We start from the raw sequence: 14,158 nt of genomic DNA, 5'->3' as shown, positions 1-14,158 counted from the left end.
TGCAATAGACAACGCGACCGGCCCACAGGCCGGCCGCGCTCAGGAAATTTCCCGGCGGAACGGCGGCAACGCATTGAGGATAGCCTTGCCATAACGCTGGGTGACCAGGCGCCGGTCCAGCAGGGTGATGGTGCCGCGGTCCTGCTCGGTACGCAGCAGGCGGCCGCAGGCCTGGACCAGCTTGAGCGAGGCGTCCGGCACCGAGATTTCCATGAACGGGTTGCCGCCCCTGGCTTCGATCCACTCGGCCAGCGCGGCCTCCACCGGATCGTCCGGCACCGAGAACGGAATCTTGGCGATCACCACGTGCTCGCAGTAGGCACCAGGCAAATCCACGCCCTCGGCGAAGCTGGCCAGGCCGAACAGCACGCTGGAATCACCGCCATCGACCCGCGCCTTGTGCTTGTTCAGGGTTTCCTGCTTCGACAGGTTGCCTTGAATGAACACCTGCTTGCGCCAGTCGCGGTCGAGGCCGTCGAACACGTCCTGCATCTGCTTGCGCGACGAGAACAGCACCAGGGTGCCCCGCGAGCCTTCCACCAGTTCCGGCAGGTCGCGGATGATCGCCGCGGTGTGGGCCGGCGCATCCCGCGGGTCGGCGCGCAGGTCGGGGACCCGCAGCACCCCGGCGTCGGCATGATGGAAGGGGCTGGGCACCACCGCTGTCACGGCCTTTTTCGGCAGCCCGGCACGCATGCGGAAGCGATCGAAGGTACCCAGGGCGGTCAGGGTGGCGGAGGTCACGAGCGCGCCATAAGCCACGTTCCACAGGTTCCGACGAAGCATCTCCGCGGCGAGGATCGGGCTGGCGTTGACCTCGATGTCGAACAGTGAGCCGCTTTCCGCCAGGGTCAGCCAGCGCGCCATCGGTGGGTTGTCTTCCGGGTCTTCGGTGGTGAAGGCGGTCCACAGCTCCCAGTTGCCCGAGGCGCGGGACAACAGGCTGCCGAACAGTGGGTACCACTCCTCGGCCTGGTTGCTGGCGATGCCGATGTTGACCTCGCCGTCCATGCCTTCCTTGAGCAAGTCGGTCAGGCGGGTGAACAGGTCGGTCAGGCGCGAGAAGCCTTTCTTCAGTTCGATGCCCATTTCCCGCATATGGTCGGGGATCAGCCCGCCGACGAAACGATGGCGCGGCCGCTCGCGGCCTTCCATGTCTTCGCCGGTCTTGAAGTCGGCCAGTTGCTCGCAGGCGGTGAACATGAACTGCTGCTGGGTCTTGATCTCCCGCGCCAGCTCCGGCACCTGCTCGATCAGCTTGCCCAGGTCGCCCGGCAGCGGGTGCTGGGCCAGCAGCTTGGTGAGGTTCTTGGCGGTCTGTTCCAGCCAGTCGGCGGTGGAACGCAGGCGGGTGTAGTGGGCGAAGTGGCCGATGGCCTTGTCCGGCAGGTGGTGGCCTTCGTCGAACACATAGAGGGTGTCGCGCGGGTCCGGCAATACGGCGCCACCACCCAGGGCCAGGTCGGCCAGGACCATGTCGTGGTTGGTGACGATCACGTCGACCTTGCCCATGCCTTCGCGGGCCTTGTAGAAGGCGCACTGGCCGAAGTTCGGGCAATGGCGGTTGGTGCACTGGCTGTGATCGGTGGTCAAGCGCGCCCAATCGGCGTCTTCCAGGGCGGTGGGCCAGCTGTCGCGGTCACCGTCCCATTTATTGCCGGCGAGCTTCTCGATCATGCTGGTGAACAGCTTCTGACTGGCCTCGTCGACCTCGATCTTGAAGCCTTCTTCTTCGAACAGCTGGGCGGTGGCGGTTTGCGCGTGGCCTTCCTGCAGCAGCATGTCGAGCTTGGACAGGCACATGTAGCGACCACGGCCCTTGGCCAGGGAGAAGGTGAAGTTCAGCCCGCTGTTGCGCATCAGGTCGGGCAGATCCTTGTAGACGATCTGCTCCTGCAGGGCGACGGTGGCGGTGGCGATCACCAGGCGCTTGCCGGCGGCCTTGGCGGTCGGGATCGCCGCCAGGCTGTAGGCCACGGTCTTGCCGGTACCGGTGCCGGCTTCCACGGCCACCACGGCCGGGTCGCCGGAACGCCGGCCTTCGTCGTCGGTGTCGACATCGCCCAGGACCTTGGCCACTTCGGCGATCATCAGGCGCTGGCCGTAACGCGGTTTCAGGCTCTTGGCTTCGAGAAAACGCGAGTAGGCGCCCTGGATCGTGGTTTTGAGTTCGTTGCTGATCATGATTCTTCGGGCGCGAGAAACGCTGGATAAATTTTCAGTGGTTCGGATCGGCCGCTATCATACCCCGCTAATTCATCCCGCGCAGAACGGAGTACCCGAATGACAGCCTTTGCCCTTGCCTACACCCTGCATGTCCTGGCCGCCCTGGTCTGGGTCGGTGGCATGTTTTTCGCCTGGATGGTGTTGCGTCCCGCGGCGGTGGCCGCCCTTGAGGGGCCGGCGCGGTTGAAGCTGTGGGCAGAAGTGTTCCCACGGTTTTTCGTCTGGGTCTGGGTCGCGGTGGTGCTGTTGCCGATCAGTGGTGTCGGCCTGATCCACCTGCGGTTCAGCGGCTTCGAGACCGCGCCGCGCTATGTGCAGGTGATGATGGGCCTGTATGTGGTGATGACCGCGCTGTTTATCCGGATCCAGTCGTTGCAGCTGCCAGCGCTGCGCCAGGCGGTGGCGGCCGAGGACTGGCCGGCGGGGGCCACGACCCTGGGCAATATTCGGAAATTGGTGGGGATCAATCTGATCATTGGCTTGTTGCTGGTGGCCGTGGCGGCGGCCCGGCCGATGTTCTAAAGGCGGATAGCGGGAGAAGCATCGCGGGCAAGCCTCGCTCCTACAGACAACACCCCCCTGTAGGAGCGAGGCTTGCCCGCGATGGCGCTGGAATCAGCACCACCTATTTAAGGACTGTTTACAGGCGCTGTACCGTGACCGAACCCGCGGGGCCTGCCGGCCCTGGATGGCCTTCGGCGCCAGGACGGCCGCTCTTGCCACCGTCGGCGCGATAGACAAAGCAGCCCTTGGACTTGCCGCCAGCCCCGGGTTTGCCGCCCGCACCGGCCACACCGCCGGCCCCGCCATCGACCCAGACCTTGATCTGCTCTGCCGGGTAATCGCGCGGCAGCTCGACCCGCACCTGGGCACCCGCCGCCCCCGGCTGACCGTCACCGCCGTTGTCGCCATCGGCGCCACGCCCGGCCTGGCCCCAGGTGCACCCCGGCTCTTCGCCGTTGGCGCCATCGAGGCCGACATAACCCGGCGCGCCGGTGCCGCCGCGTGCATCCACCGAGAGTTCCCCGGCCTGCAGCGAGGCGATACGCAGATTCAGGTTGCGCCCGGGTTTGGCCGCCTTCTGGTAAGTCCCCGGAGCCCCGCGGGAGGTGATCTGGCTACCAGCCTCCAGGTCGGCATGGTCGACGTTCAGCAGCAGGCTCTGTTCGGCCGGAACGATAGCGATCCGCGCTTCACGCCCCAGGCGCAGCTCGCCGACCTTGACCTCGGTAACCGTGGACGGAATCAGCAAGGTGCCGTAGTCGGCCACTTCCAGGCGCTCCAGTTGCAGGCTGCTGGTGGTGTTGGGCAGGCGCATCAGGGAGTTGGTCTCGACCGTCACCACCTGGGCCTGGACCAGTGGGCTGCATAGCACGGCGAGCAGGCAGAGCTTACGCATGGCCGACCTCCGCGGGCTTCGCCGCCTTGAAGGTCTGCAGATGGAAAATGCCGGTCAGGAGAATCTGCAGGCGATCTCGCCAAGGGTGGGCGCGGCCCTTGAGGCTGCCGTTGAACAGCAGCAGCTCCATCAGGTGGGTCAGCAGCAACAGGCTGCCTGCCAGATTGATCAACAGATGAATCGGATTGATCAGCGGGATGACCAGATTGACCAGCACCAGCAACCAGAACAGCAGCGTCAACAACTTGCCCAGCCCCCAAAACACCTTCATATGCCCCCCTTTGCGAGTTTTTCTTTGCGCGCACAGTAACGACTTCGGCGAGGCATAAGCCAGAGGGCGGCGAAAATTCTCCCGCCGCTCCCTGCCAAGCCGCCCTGGCGCCTGGTGATCAACGCTGAATATGCAGCTCCACCCGACGGTTCTGCGCCCGCCCTTCTTCGGTGGCGTTGTCGGCGACCGGCTCGCTCTCGCCCTTGCCCTGGCTGGTCAGTTTGTCCGGTGCCAGGCCCTGGCTCAAGAGGAATGCGACGACGCTGCTGGCGCGGCGTTCGGACAGTTTCTGGTTGTATTCATCCGTCCCTTGGCTGTCGGTGTGGCCGACCACCTTGATGCTCTGCACGTCGGCACCCTGAAGCTTGGCCAGCAGCCCCTGCAGCTGGTTTTGCGCTTCGGGTGTCAGTTCCGTCGAGTCGAAGGCAAACAGCACATCGCCCTGATCGCTGAGGGTGATCACCTCGGATTGCGCCGCCGGCTCGGCTGCGGGTGCGGCCGGGTATTGCGGCAACGGGCAGCCACGATTGTCGACCGGGGTATTGGCCGGGGTATCCGGGCAACGGTCACGGCGGTCGAACACGCCGTCATCGTCCTTGTCGCCATCCTGGGCATAGCAGATCAAGCCACCGGTCACCAGGCCGAGCGCCGCGCCACCCGCGGCCCAGCCACCGCTTTCAATGGCGCCCAGGCCACCGCCCACCAGGCCGCCGAGCAGGCTGCAGATTGGCCACGTACGCTGGTTGAGGGGGGCAGTGCCGTCGCTGTGGGTAGCGCAGCCTGTGAGCAGGCTGCCGAGCAGTAGAACCGGCAAGGCGGCTCGCGCGAGAAGACTCATCATGAATGCTCCTGTGTCACCGGCCCATACCGGTCACACAGGAGTAAAGACCCGCATGGGCGGCTGCACAAGCCGCCCATGCCAGGCAATCACGCCTGGCAATCAGCGGTTGATTTTGATTTCCGTGCGCCGGTTCATCGCCCGGCCGTCGGCGGTCTTGTTATCCGCGACCGGTTGGCTCTCGCCGGCACCGACTACCGAAACGAAACTGCTGCGGGGTACGCCCGTGCTGATCAGGTACTCGGTCACCGAACGCGCGCGTTTTTCCGAGAGGCGCTGGTTGTAGGCATCGCTGCCCACGCTGTCGGTGTGCCCGGTCACGCGCAACTGCGCACTCGGGGCTTCCTGTTTCAGGCGCGTGGCGATGGTGTCGAGCTTGGCTTTGTCGGCGGCCGTCAATTTGGCCGAGTCGAATTCGAAGTGCACGTCGCGGATGACAATGGTCTCTTCCTTGACCACCACCACTTCCTCGACCACGGCTACAGGCTCTGGCGGGCAACCGTTGGCGTCCACCTGCACGCCTTTAGGCGTGCCAGGGCACTTGTCGCGGCTGTCCGGCACGCCATCGCCGTCTTCGTCGCCATCTCCATGCACCCAGCAATAACCGGCCGCGACGCCGGCGCCCAGCAAGGCGCCGTATCCCGCCCAGGACGAGCTTTCAATCGCGCCCAACGCAGCCCCACCGACACCCCCGACAGCAGCGCAGGTCGGCCAATCGGTTTTCTGCAAACCTGCGCAACCAGTCAACACACTGGTTAGCAGAACCAAGGGTAATGCTGTCCGAACTATGCTCATCTAGTTATCTCCTGAGGGAATCGGCTTAGAACCGATTGGGGGAGTAAAGACCTGGCTTTAAATCTCCGCCAGCATCAGGCTGGCGGGCTTTGCCCCTGGATTTGCCCAGGAACGGCTGTCATTTCAGACAAAACGGCTCTAGGCCCGCGGGTCCGGGCAGGCTAGTCTTTGCCACTCAAAGATTGAGGAACTTCGATGACCGCAGGTATTTCTTCGCGCACGCCCCAGCAGGCCCTGGCCGCCCTGCTCGACCGCTACGCCCCACGACAGCTGCTGCTGATCGGTGCCAGCGGGTTTCCGGCCCTGGAGGCTTTTCGCCAGGCTCACCCCGAAACCGTCATCGCCCAGACCGCGCCCGGCCCGTTGCCGGCTGAACTGGCGGCGCGCCGTTTCGACCTGGCGCTGGCGGTCGACTGCCTGGAGCATCTGCCCAAGCGCGACGGCCTGAACCTGCTCGGCGGGATCCGCAACCTCAACGCCAGCCGCATCGCGGTACTGGCCGACCTGAATGCCTGCGGCTGGAAGGAGACCGACTTTTTCTCCCTGGCCCTGCAGGCCAGCGAACGTTTCCAGCGCGACGAACAGGTCCTGACCCTGTTCACCTACGATCTGCTTGAATACAAACAAGTGCCCGACTGGCTCAACTCCAGGTTCTGGGCGAATCCGGAAAACTTCGGAAAGTACTGGTGGTAATGCGATGAGTACCTCTATTTGTCCCTGCGGCAGTGGCAACCTGCTGGACGCCTGCTGCGGCCACTACCATGCCGGCCACCCCGCGCCCTGCGCCGAGGCCCTGATGCGCTCGCGCTACAGTGCCTACGTGCTGGGCCTGGTGGATTACCTGGTGGCCACCACGCTGCCGGCACAACAGAGCGGCCTGGACCGCCAGTCCATCAGCGACTGGAGCGCGCAGAGCACCTGGCTGGGCCTGGAAGTCGAAAGCTCGGAAGTCTTCGGCGGCCAGCCGGAACACGCCTTCGTCACCTTCACCGCACGCTGGCACGACAGCCATGGCGAACACAGCCATCGCGAACGCTCCTCCTTCGTGCAGAACAGCGGGCACTGGTATTTCATCGACCCGACCGTGCAACTCAAGGCCGGCCGCAACGATGCCTGCCCCTGCGCCAGCGGGCAGAAATTCAAGAAGTGTTGCGCCAGCTATTTCGCCAGCTGAATCCCCTCCCCTGAGCCTGTCCTCGCGTGCGCTCCGCGGTTGCTAGACTGGGAGTTCAAACGGAGTAACGCCATGGTCGTTCAGCTGCGCGCACTACGGACCTTCGGACTGCTCACGGTGCTGGCGCTTTCAGGCTGTGCCTCGTGGTTCGTCGACAACACCCTCGACCCGCAGGTGCACCTGGTCAAGGTCGAGGTGATCAAGGCGAATTTGCTGGAGCAGCGTTTGCGCCTGCACTTTCGCGTCGACAACCCCAACGATGCCGACCTGACCGTCCGCGCCCTGGAGTACCGGATTCATCTCGGCGACGTGTTGCTGGCGGAGGGGGAACATGAACACTGGTTCACCATCGGCCCCAAGCACAGCGCCTACTTCCAGGTCCCCGTGCGCACCAACCTGTGGCCGCAGATACGCCAGGTGGTGAAATGGCTGAAGGAACCGCAGCAACCGATCCCCTATCGCCTGGACGGTTTGCTGGAAACCGGATTATTCATCGGCCATGACGTGCACCTGGCGCGCAAAGGCGAGATAATTCCCGCCGATTTTATTCCGGAGCAACCTCGATGACCCAGCAACCCCATGTCCATGGCCCTGACTGCAACCACGATCATGACCACCACGATCACGATCACGGCCATGTTCACGGTCCGCATTGCAACCACGCTCACCAGGAGCCGGTGCGCAACGCCTTGAAAGATGTCGGCCGCAACGACCCTTGCCCATGCGGCAGCAGCAAGAAATTCAAGAAGTGCCACGGCGCCTGATGCCGTAATGCTGTGTCTTTGTCCTGCTTCTATGTAGGAGCAAGGGGGCGCCTAGCTCTTGCTCGCGATGAGATCAACTCGATTAACCGAGTCGCCTGCATCGCGAGCAAGCTTCGCTCCTACAGATCGCGTTGCAGGATCTGTCTCGAATCGATCACCGTCGCATACTCGCCATGCAGGTTGCCCAGCGACATGGCATGCACCTCCTCGGCGCTGTGGGCCTGACCGAAAAAGTCGACCTTGTCGAAGGTGTAGCAGGCGTCTTCCACCACCCAGGTATCGAACCCCAGATTGCCGGCGGTCCGCGCCGTCGATTCCACCGAGTTGTGGGTCGCCACACCGACAATCACCAGTTGGCCGATCCCGGACTTGCGTAAATCGGCCTCCAGGGGCGTGGCGCAGAAGGCGTCCGGCACCTGCTTCTGGATCACCGCCTCAGCGCCCTGCGGCATGAACCGCTGCTGAAACTCCACCCCCGACTGCCCCGGCCAGAACACCGACTGCTCGCTGCGCGACAGGTGCTGCACATGGATCAGCGGCCGCGCGGTCTGGCGCCAGTAAGCCAGCAACTCGGCGATGCGCTCCTCGGCCTCGGGGTTGTTACGCCGCCCGAGCCTGGGGTGCAGGATGCCCTGTTGCTGATCGATCAGGATCAGCGCTGCATTGGTCTGAAGCTCCATGCTGACTTTTCTCGTGTCGGGTCATTGAATTCCACGCACTTCAACATCACCTCTCCAGACAGGCAAGCCGTCGAACGTAGACCGGACCACCGAATACCACTGTTGGCTATCCGTAACAGAATGTCCTTCGTTTACCTGGAGAGTCCCATGATCGACCTGTATTACTGGACCACCCCCAACGGCCACAAGATTTCCCTGTTCCTCGAGGAAACCGGCCTGCCCTACAGCGTGCACCCGGTCAACATTGGCCAGGGCGAGCAGTTCAAGCCCGAGTTCCTGAAGATCGCGCCGAACAACCGGATCCCCGCCATCGTCGATCATCAGCCTGCCGATGGCGGTGCGCCGCTGTCGCTGTTCGAGTCCGGGGCGATTCTGCTGTACCTGGCGGAAAAGACCGGGCAGTTCCTGCCCAAGGACCTGCGTGGACGCCAGGAAGCCTTGCAGTGGCTGTTCTGGCAGATGGGCGGCCTGGGACCGATGGCCGGGCAGAACCACCATTTCAGCCAGTTCGCCCCGGAGAAAATCCCTTACGCGATCAAACGCTACGTCGATGAAACCGCGCGCTTGTACGGGGTGCTGGACCGACGCCTGGCGGACCGCGATTTCGTCGCCGGCAGCGAATACAGCATCGCCGACATGGCGATCTATCCGTGGATCGTCTCCCACAAGTGGCAAAGCCAGAATCTGGAAGACTTCCCCAACCTGCACCGCTGGTTCAACCGCATCCTCGATCGCCCCGCGACCGCGCGCGCCTATGCCATCGCCGCCCGGATCAACCCACCCAAATCCTGAGGCCCGATAGTCCACTGCCGGCCGGCAAACAGCGGTGGCTGCTCTGTTCCGGGCAACTACCGAACGGCCGGCGCGGGCTATTTATCCGGCAACGCAGAAATACTCTCAGCCCCCGCTTGCGCGGCACTCGCCTGCTCACTAACGTAGCGCCTTTATCGACGCTACCCCCCCGCAGGAGCTTTGCCATGGCCTCGCCAGCCTTCTCACATTTTCTTCCCCGGTTCGGCGTTGCCGCGGCAGTGGCCGGCGTTCTCAGCCTGGCCGGTTGCCAGTCATGGAACACCCAGGACAGCCTGCCGCCGACCTCCGGCGTGCAACCGCTCAAGGGCCTGGCCCAGAACGTTTCGGTCCGGCGCAATGCCATGGGCATGCCGCTGATCGAAAGCAGCACCTTCCACGATGCGCTGTTCGCCCTGGGTTACGTGCACGCCAGCGACCGGATCAACCAGATGGTGACCCTGCGCCTGCTGGCCCAGGGCCGGCTGGCCGAGATGTCCGGTGCCGACGTTCTGGACATCGACCGCTACATGCGCGCGGTCAACCTGAAGAACAGTGCCGGCGAGCTGTACAAAGCCTCGTCCCCGAGGATCAAGCGCTTCTTCGAGGTCTACGCCCGCGGGGTCAACGCCTACCTGTTCCGCTACCGCGACAAGCTGCCGCCAGACCTGGCCGCCACCGGCTACAAGCCCGAATACTGGAAACCGGAAGATTCGGCGCTGATCTTTTGCCTGCTGAACTTCAGCCAGTCGGCCAACCTGCCGGAAGAAATCAACGCCCTGGTGCTGGCGCAGAAAGTTGGCGCCGACAAGCTCGCCTGGCTGACCCCGAGCTACCCGGACGAAGCGCTGCCGCTGGCCGAGAGCGACAAGCTCAAGGGCCTCAATCTGAATGTCCCGGGTTTGAGCGAAATCAGTGCCGCCGCCGGCAAGCTTGGCGAACTCAACCCGCTGAGCATCGCCGGCGCCAGCAACTGGGCCATCGCTCCCCAGCGCAGCCGCAGCGGCAAAAGCCTGCTGGCCGCCGACAGCCACTCGCCGGCATGGAACCTGGTGCAGATCCGCGCGCCCAAGTACCAGGCCGCGGGCGCCTCGATCGCCGGCCTGCCGATGATCATCCAGGGCTTCAACGGCAAGGTGGCCTGGAGCATGACCTCGGTCGCCGGTGACAACCAGGACCTGTTCCTGGAAAAACTCAAGCGCCAGGGCAATGCGCTGTATTACGAAGCCAATGGCAAATGGCTGCCGGCCGTGGTGCGCAACGAAACCTACTTCGTCAAAGGCCAGCGGCCGATTCGCGAGGTGGTCTATGAAACCCGTCACGGCGCCCTGCTCAACAGCGCCAGCAACCTGAGCGGCGGCTACGGCCTGGCCCTGCAACAGCCGGACCTCAAGGACGATAAGAGCCTGGACGCGTTTTTCGACCTGTCGCGGGCGCAGAACGTGGAGCGAGCCTCCGACGCCAGCCGCGAGATCCGCGCTATCGGCCTGAACATGCTGTTCGCCGATGCCAGCCATATCGGCTGGCAGGTCACCGGCCGCTTCCCCAACCGCCGTGAAGGCGAAGGCCTGCTGCCGTCGCCGGGCTGGGAAGGCCGTTACGACTGGGACGGCTATGCCGACCCGATGCTCCACCCCTATGACCAGGACCCGGCCCAGGGCTGGCTGGGCACCGCCAACCAGCGGATCATCCCCCACGGCTATGGCATGCAGCTGTCCAACTCCTGGTACTACCCCGAGCGTGGCGAACGCCTGGCCGAGTTGGCCGGCAGCGGCAAGCACGACGGCCGCAGCATGATCGCCATGCAGTACGACCAGACCACCCCCTTCGCCGCCAAGCTGAAGAAGATGTTCGAAGCCCCCGGCATGGCGCAGCCCCTGAAGAAAGCCATCGACGCCCTGCCCGAAGCCGAGCGCAGCAAGGCCCGCGAGGCCTACAGCCGCCTGATGGCGTTCGACGGCAAACTCAGCCCGGTATCGGCCGATGCGGCGATCTATGAGCTGTTCCTGCAGGAAAGCGCCCGGCAGATCTTCCTCGACAAACTGGGTTCGGAATCCAGCCCGGCCTGGAAGGCCCTGGTGGCCAACAGCGCGCTGTCCTACTCGGCCCAGGCCGACCATTTGCTGGGCCAGGAAGACAGCCCGTTCTGGGATGACAGCCGCACCCCACAGAAAGAAGACAAGCCGGCGATCCTCGCCCGCAGCCTGGCCGCCGCCATCAGCGCCGGTGAAAGCCAGCTGGGTGGCGACCGCAGGGCCTGGCAGTGGGGCAAGCTGCACAGCTACCACTGGAAGAACGCCAATGGCCAGGTCGTTCGCGGGCCGCTGCAGGCCGGTGGCGATCACAGCACCCTGAACAGCTCGCCGTACCGCTGGGGCCAGGACTTCACGGTGACCGAGGCGCCGGCGCTACGGTTGATCGTCGATTTCGGCCAGAGCGAACCGCTGAGCGTCATCAACAGCAGCGGCCAGTCGGGCAACCCGGCCAGCCCGAACTACCTGAATGGCATCGACGCCTGGCTCAAGGGCCAGTACCTGAGCTTGCCGCTGCAACCGCAGAACTTCGACCGCCTCTACGGCAAGACCCGCCTGACCCTGGCGCCAGGCAAGTAACACCGGCCAGCCCGCCCCTCTCCACAAGGGGCGGGCTTGAGCCCGGTAACGCTTCACTCCCCTCGCCGATCCAGGCCTGCCACGCTCCCGGCAGCCGCGCCCTTTCCTGCGCGAAATCGCCCACGCGCCCTATTGATGCAAGGCTTCCCACACGCTCTTTTTTGGGGCGCGGCCGACGCACGGCAGGCTCTGGCACCACCTTTTAAAACAGTTGTTCGGGACTCTGGTTCGGAAATTGCTACTTTCATTAAGTCTGACGCGTTGCAGTAACAGTACTAATGCGCCACAAGCGCTCATATTGGTTTTTAGGGATTTAATAATGAAAAAAGCATTGCTGACCCTTTCTGCACTGGCTCTCTGCATGGCCGCCGGTTCCGCGCTGGCCAAGGAATACAAGGAACTGCGCTTCGGCGTTGACCCGTCCTACGCACCTTTTGAATCCAAGGCCGCCGATGGCAGCCTGGTCGGCTTCGACATCGATCTGGGCAATGCCATCTGTGCCGAACTGAAGGTCAAGTGCAAATGGGTCGAAAGCGACTTCGACGGCATGATCCCGGGCCTCAAAGCCAATAAATTCGACGGCGTGATCTCGTCCATGACCGTCACTCCGGCCCGCGAGAAAGTCATCGACTTCTCCAACGAACTGTTCTCCGGCCCGACTTCCTTCGTGTTCAAGAAAGGTTCCGGCCTGACCGAAGACACCGCATCGCTCAAGGGCAAAACCGTCGGCTACGAGCAGGGCACTATCCAGGAAGCCTACGCCAAGGCCGTGCTGGACAAGGCCGGGGTGAAGACCCAGGCCTACCAGAACCAGGACCAGGTGTATGCCGACCTGATTTCCGGGCGCCTCGATGCGTCGATCCAGGACATGCTGCAAGCCGAACTGGGCTTCCTGAAGTCGCCACAGGGCGCCGACTACGAGGTGAGCAAACCGGTGGACAGCCCGCTGCTGCCGTCCAAGACAGCTATCGGTATCTCCAAAGGTAACAAAGAGCTCAAGGCCCTTCTGGATAAAGGTATCAAAGCGTTACACGACGATGGCACCTACGCCACCATTCAGAAAAAGCACTTTGGCGATCTGAATCTCTACAGCGGTAAATAAGGTCCTGGCGCCCATCCTCGATGGGCGCCTTTTTTATCGCCACAGGTCTCTGATTTATGTTCGAAGAACTTCTGCAAACCCTTGGGCTTTCCGCCTTCAGCCTCAAGGGGTTCGGTCCGTTGTTGCTGGAAGGCACCTGGATGACCATCAAACTCTCGGTATTGTCGCTGTTACTCAGCGTCCTGCTCGGCCTGCTCGGCGCCAGCGCCAAACTCTCGCAGCTGGGCCTGCTGCGCCTGCCCGCCCAGCTCTACACCACGCTGATCCGCGGCGTACCGGACCTGGTGCTGATGCTGCTGATTTTCTACAGCCTGCAAACCTGGCTGACCACCTTCACCAACTTCATGGAATGGGAATACATCGAGATCGACCCGTTCAGCGCCGGGGTCATCACCCTGGGCTTCATTTATGGGGCGTACTTCACCGAAACCTTCCGTGGCGCCATCCTCGCCGTGCCGCGCGGGCAGATCGAAGCCGCCACCGCCTACGGCCTCAAGCGTGGCCAGCGTTTTCGCTTCGTGGTGTTTCCACAGATGATGCGTTTTGCCCTGCCGGGTATCGGCAATAACTGGATGGTGATGCTCAAGGCCACCGCGCTGGTGTCGATCATCGGCCTGGCCGACCTGGTCAAGGCGGCCCAGGATGCCGGCAAGAGCACCTACCAGCTGTTCTACTTCCTGGTACTGGCGGCCTTGATCTACCTGGTCATCACCAGCGCCTCCAACATTGTCCTGCGCTGGCTCGAACGCCGTTATGCCGCGGGCTCGCGGGAGGCGGTGCGATGATCGAGCTCCTGCAGGAATACTGGAGACCCTTCCTCTACAGCGACGGCTACAACGTCACCGGCCTGGCGATGACCATGTGGCTGCTCAGCGCCTCGATCTTCATCGGTTTCCTGGTGTCGATCCCGCTGTCCATCGCCCGGGTCTCGCCCAAGCTCTACCTACGCTGGCCGGTGCAGTTCTACACCTACCTGTTTCGCGGCACGCCGCTCTATATCCAGCTGCTGATCTGCTACACCGGGATCTACAGCATCGCCGCGGTCCGTGCCCAGCCCATGCTCGATGCGTTCTTTCGCGACGCGATGAACTGCACCATCCTCGCCTTCGCCCTGAACACCTGCGCCTACACCACGGAGATTTTCGCCGGGGCGATCCGCAGCATGGCCCATGGCGAGGTCGAGGCGGCCAAGGCCTACGGCCTCAGCGGCTGGAAACTGTACGCCTACGTGATCATGCCCTCGGCCCTGCGCCGCTCGTTGCCCTACTACAGCAACGAAGTGATCCTGATGCTGCACTCGACCACCGTGGCCTTCACCGCGACCATCCCGGATGTGCTGAAAGTCGCCCGCGACGCCAACTCGGCAACCTTCATGACCTTCGAGTCCTTCGGCATCGCCGCGCTGATCTACCTCACCGTGACCTTCGCGCTGGTCGGCCTGTTCCGTCTCGCCGAACGCCGCTGGCTGGCCTTCCTCGGGCCGACCCACTAGAACAAGGCAAATCATC

General features: G+C 63.5%; 16 protein-coding genes. 10 read left to right on the top strand and 6 right to left on the bottom strand.

What is annotated here, in order from left to right:
• Positions 1 to 39: 39 nt before the first annotated feature.
• Positions 40 to 2,184: an ATP-dependent DNA helicase DinG gene (gene dinG / locus J4D28_RS14445; RefSeq protein WP_009047369.1), complete on the bottom strand. Its 2,145-nt coding sequence runs from the start codon at positions 2,182 to 2,184 to the stop codon at positions 40 to 42.
• 99 nt (positions 2,185 to 2,283) lie between these two features.
• Between dinG and J4D28_RS14440 the strand changes: the two genes are divergently transcribed.
• Positions 2,284 to 2,748 (top strand): CopD family protein, encoded by a 465-nt coding sequence (locus tag J4D28_RS14440; RefSeq protein ID WP_009047368.1) that lies wholly within the window; start codon positions 2,284 to 2,286, stop codon positions 2,746 to 2,748.
• Positions 2,749 to 2,866: 118 nt separating this feature from the next.
• Here J4D28_RS14440 and J4D28_RS14435 read toward each other — a convergent pair whose 3' ends face one another.
• From J4D28_RS14435 to J4D28_RS14420, 4 genes are all read right to left on the bottom strand, one after another.
• The gene (locus tag J4D28_RS14435; protein WP_009047367.1) at positions 2,867 to 3,625 is read right to left on the bottom strand and encodes a hypothetical protein; all 759 of its coding nucleotides are present in this window, start codon (positions 3,623 to 3,625) and stop codon (positions 2,867 to 2,869) included.
• The gene (locus J4D28_RS14430) at positions 3,618 to 3,896 is read right to left on the bottom strand and encodes a DUF1145 domain-containing protein (RefSeq protein ID WP_009047366.1); all 279 of its coding nucleotides are present in this window, start codon (positions 3,894 to 3,896) and stop codon (positions 3,618 to 3,620) included. Before J4D28_RS14430 ends, J4D28_RS14435 begins: the two co-directional genes overlap by 8 nt.
• Before the next feature lie 118 nt (positions 3,897 to 4,014).
• Positions 4,015 to 4,734, bottom strand: coding sequence for an OmpA family protein (locus J4D28_RS14425; protein ID WP_009047365.1), 720 nt, complete (start codon positions 4,732 to 4,734; stop codon positions 4,015 to 4,017).
• 102 nt (positions 4,735 to 4,836) lie between these two features.
• Positions 4,837 to 5,529: an OmpA family protein gene (locus J4D28_RS14420; protein WP_009047364.1), complete on the bottom strand. Its 693-nt coding sequence runs from the start codon at positions 5,527 to 5,529 to the stop codon at positions 4,837 to 4,839.
• Positions 5,530 to 5,724: 195 nt separating this feature from the next.
• Between J4D28_RS14420 and J4D28_RS14415 the strand changes: the two genes are divergently transcribed.
• The 4 genes from J4D28_RS14415 to J4D28_RS14400 all read left to right on the top strand — a co-directional run bounded on the left by J4D28_RS14415 (position 5,725) and on the right by J4D28_RS14400 (position 7,467).
• Positions 5,725 to 6,222 (top strand): DUF6231 family protein, encoded by a 498-nt coding sequence (locus J4D28_RS14415; protein ID WP_009047363.1) that lies wholly within the window; start codon positions 5,725 to 5,727, stop codon positions 6,220 to 6,222.
• A gap of 4 nt (positions 6,223 to 6,226) precedes the next feature.
• Entirely contained in the window at positions 6,227 to 6,703 is a 477-nt protein-coding gene (locus J4D28_RS14410) for a YchJ family protein (RefSeq protein ID WP_009047362.1), read from the top strand.
• Positions 6,704 to 6,775: 72 nt separating this feature from the next.
• Positions 6,776 to 7,270 carry an LEA type 2 family protein gene (locus J4D28_RS14405; RefSeq protein ID WP_009047361.1) on the top strand — a complete coding sequence of 165 codons (495 nt, stop codon included), beginning with the start codon at positions 6,776 to 6,778 and terminating at the stop codon, positions 7,268 to 7,270.
• A complete protein-coding gene (locus J4D28_RS14400; protein WP_007923047.1) occupies positions 7,267 to 7,467 on the top strand; it encodes an SEC-C metal-binding domain-containing protein in 201 nt (66 codons plus the stop codon). Before J4D28_RS14405 ends, J4D28_RS14400 begins: the two co-directional genes overlap by 4 nt.
• Before the next feature lie 119 nt (positions 7,468 to 7,586).
• Here the strand turns inward: J4D28_RS14400 and J4D28_RS14395 are convergent, their stop codons facing one another.
• Complete coding sequence (locus J4D28_RS14395; RefSeq protein WP_009047360.1) at positions 7,587 to 8,147, bottom strand: cysteine hydrolase family protein; 561 nt, start codon at positions 8,145 to 8,147, stop codon at positions 7,587 to 7,589.
• 147 nt (positions 8,148 to 8,294) lie between these two features.
• Here J4D28_RS14395 and J4D28_RS14390 point away from each other — a divergent pair, with 147 nt between their 5' ends.
• The 5 genes from J4D28_RS14390 to J4D28_RS14370 all read left to right on the top strand — a co-directional run bounded on the left by J4D28_RS14390 (position 8,295) and on the right by J4D28_RS14370 (position 14,142).
• Entirely contained in the window at positions 8,295 to 8,939 is a 645-nt protein-coding gene (locus tag J4D28_RS14390; protein ID WP_009047359.1) for a glutathione binding-like protein, read from the top strand.
• Positions 8,940 to 9,124: 185 nt separating this feature from the next.
• The gene (locus tag J4D28_RS14385; protein ID WP_009047358.1) at positions 9,125 to 11,548 is read left to right on the top strand and encodes a penicillin acylase family protein; all 2,424 of its coding nucleotides are present in this window, start codon (positions 9,125 to 9,127) and stop codon (positions 11,546 to 11,548) included.
• A gap of 319 nt (positions 11,549 to 11,867) precedes the next feature.
• A complete protein-coding gene (locus J4D28_RS14380) occupies positions 11,868 to 12,650 on the top strand; it encodes a transporter substrate-binding domain-containing protein (RefSeq protein ID WP_009047357.1) in 783 nt (260 codons plus the stop codon).
• Between the two features lie 56 nt (positions 12,651 to 12,706).
• Positions 12,707 to 13,435, top strand: coding sequence for an ABC transporter permease (locus J4D28_RS14375; protein WP_009047356.1), 729 nt, complete (start codon positions 12,707 to 12,709; stop codon positions 13,433 to 13,435).
• The gene (locus tag J4D28_RS14370) at positions 13,432 to 14,142 is read left to right on the top strand and encodes an ABC transporter permease (RefSeq protein WP_009047355.1); all 711 of its coding nucleotides are present in this window, start codon (positions 13,432 to 13,434) and stop codon (positions 14,140 to 14,142) included. The genes J4D28_RS14375 and J4D28_RS14370 overlap by 4 nt, the downstream gene beginning before the upstream one ends.
• The last annotated feature ends 16 nt before the right edge of the window (positions 14,143 to 14,158 follow it).

Origin of the sequence: Pseudomonas sp. GW531-T4, from assembly GCF_017349615.1 — a bacterium.
Lineage (GTDB): Bacteria > Pseudomonadota > Gammaproteobacteria > Pseudomonadales > Pseudomonadaceae > Aquipseudomonas > Aquipseudomonas chlororaphis_I.
The sequence above is the reverse complement of the archived record's forward strand: the minus strand, read 5'-3'. Positions and strand labels throughout refer to the sequence as shown.

What these genes read in the sequence shown, in the direction of transcription:
- J4D28_RS14395 (WP_009047360.1), bottom strand. Translation starts at nt 8,147, where the DNA reads ATGGAGCTTCAGACCAATGCAGCGCTGATCCTGATCGATCAGCAACAG.
- J4D28_RS14430 (WP_009047366.1), bottom strand. Translation starts at nt 3,896, where the DNA reads ATGAAGGTGTTTTGGGGGCTGGGCAAGTTGTTGACGCTGCTGTTCTGG.
- J4D28_RS14370 (WP_009047355.1), top strand. Translation starts at nt 13,432, where the DNA reads ATGATCGAGCTCCTGCAGGAATACTGGAGACCCTTCCTCTACAGCGAC.
- J4D28_RS14410 (WP_009047362.1), top strand. Translation starts at nt 6,227, where the DNA reads ATGAGTACCTCTATTTGTCCCTGCGGCAGTGGCAACCTGCTGGACGCC.
- J4D28_RS14375 (WP_009047356.1), top strand. Translation starts at nt 12,707, where the DNA reads ATGTTCGAAGAACTTCTGCAAACCCTTGGGCTTTCCGCCTTCAGCCTC.
- J4D28_RS14380 (WP_009047357.1), top strand. Translation starts at nt 11,868, where the DNA reads ATGAAAAAAGCATTGCTGACCCTTTCTGCACTGGCTCTCTGCATGGCC.
- J4D28_RS14420 (WP_009047364.1), bottom strand. Translation starts at nt 5,529, where the DNA reads ATGAGCATAGTTCGGACAGCATTACCCTTGGTTCTGCTAACCAGTGTG.
- J4D28_RS14440 (WP_009047368.1), top strand. Translation starts at nt 2,284, where the DNA reads ATGACAGCCTTTGCCCTTGCCTACACCCTGCATGTCCTGGCCGCCCTG.
- J4D28_RS14405 (WP_009047361.1), top strand. Translation starts at nt 6,776, where the DNA reads ATGGTCGTTCAGCTGCGCGCACTACGGACCTTCGGACTGCTCACGGTG.
- J4D28_RS14385 (WP_009047358.1), top strand. Translation starts at nt 9,125, where the DNA reads ATGGCCTCGCCAGCCTTCTCACATTTTCTTCCCCGGTTCGGCGTTGCC.
- dinG (WP_009047369.1), bottom strand. Translation starts at nt 2,184, where the DNA reads ATGATCAGCAACGAACTCAAAACCACGATCCAGGGCGCCTACTCGCGT.
- J4D28_RS14400 (WP_007923047.1), top strand. Translation starts at nt 7,267, where the DNA reads ATGACCCAGCAACCCCATGTCCATGGCCCTGACTGCAACCACGATCAT.
- J4D28_RS14425 (WP_009047365.1), bottom strand. Translation starts at nt 4,734, where the DNA reads ATGAGTCTTCTCGCGCGAGCCGCCTTGCCGGTTCTACTGCTCGGCAGC.
- J4D28_RS14390 (WP_009047359.1), top strand. Translation starts at nt 8,295, where the DNA reads ATGATCGACCTGTATTACTGGACCACCCCCAACGGCCACAAGATTTCC.
- J4D28_RS14435 (WP_009047367.1), bottom strand. Translation starts at nt 3,625, where the DNA reads ATGCGTAAGCTCTGCCTGCTCGCCGTGCTATGCAGCCCACTGGTCCAG.
- J4D28_RS14415 (WP_009047363.1), top strand. Translation starts at nt 5,725, where the DNA reads ATGACCGCAGGTATTTCTTCGCGCACGCCCCAGCAGGCCCTGGCCGCC.